The organism is Oleiphilus sp. HI0061 (assembly GCF_001635675.1).
In genome coordinates this window covers 1-1014 of the sequence record NZ_LWFE01000316.1, presented here as the reverse complement: position 1 = coordinate 1014, position 1014 = coordinate 1, and the positions used below count along the sequence as shown (strand labels likewise).

Here is a 1014-nt window from a genome sequence, read left to right as displayed (position 1 = left end):
TCATTTAAGGTTAAGAAGTGTCTTAGTGCCATTTGTCTCTCAATAAATAAACGATTTGATCGTGGAGGTAGAGTGTTTCCTGCCCAGTTAAGAGCGGGGCCTGCTGCGATCGTCGGCAGAATATAGGCGAATGATTTGTACGACGGCGTCAATTAAGAATTCACACTCGTCGTCACTCATATTCAGTGCCGGTAGAAGTCGAATCACTTTTTCGGAAGTGACGTTCAATAGTAAGCCTTTTGCCTTGGCTAGTGGAACGAGCTCTAGGCAAGGTTCGGTCAGTTCAATGCCGATCATTAAGCCCCTGCCGCGAATATCAGCAACGTAGTTAGCTGCCAAAAGTTCATTCTCAAGTTCTTTAAGAATGCGTTCTCCGAGAACAGATGCTCTATCACAAAGCTTATGGCTTGTAATTTCATTGATTGTCGCTAGTGCAGCTGCACAGCCAAGAGGGTTTCCGCCGAAGGTCGAACCGTGAGTGCCGGGAGTAAGAACATCGGCTGCGCTGCCTTTTGCCATGCATGCACCAATAGGGTAGCCATTGGCGATGCCTTTTGCAGTTGTCACAACGTCAGGTGTTACATCATACCCTTGATAAGCAAAATAATTACCCGTTCTGCCGTTACCTGTTTGAACTTCGTCTAACATCAATAGCCAGTCATTCTCATCGCAGATCTGACGCAAAGATTTTAGGTAACCGTCCTCAGCGATTGAGAGACCTCCTTCACCTTGAATGGGCTCGACTAGAATTGCGACAACATTAGGGTTCGATTTGGCAATCGCTTCAACAGCTTTAACGTCATTGAATGGTGCTCTAACAAAGCCGCCTAGTAAAGGCTCGAAGCCCGCTTGTGCTTTTCGGTTTCCTGTCGCGGTCAAGGTCGCCATAGTCCTGCCGTGGAAAGATTGATCCATGACGATAATCGTGGGAGTCTGTATACCCTTGTCATGCCCATACTTTCTGGCTAGCTTAATAGCGGCTTCATTCGCTTCAGCACCGGAGTTGGAAAAGAA

At 47.1% G+C, this 1014-nt stretch carries 1 protein-coding gene; it reads right to left on the bottom strand.

From position 1 onward, the window contains the following. Nucleotides 1–87: 87 nt before the first annotated feature. The coding region (locus A3735_RS04090; RefSeq protein WP_068637629.1) for an aminotransferase class III-fold pyridoxal phosphate-dependent enzyme at nt 88–1014 on the bottom strand (927 nt) is incomplete at its 5' end.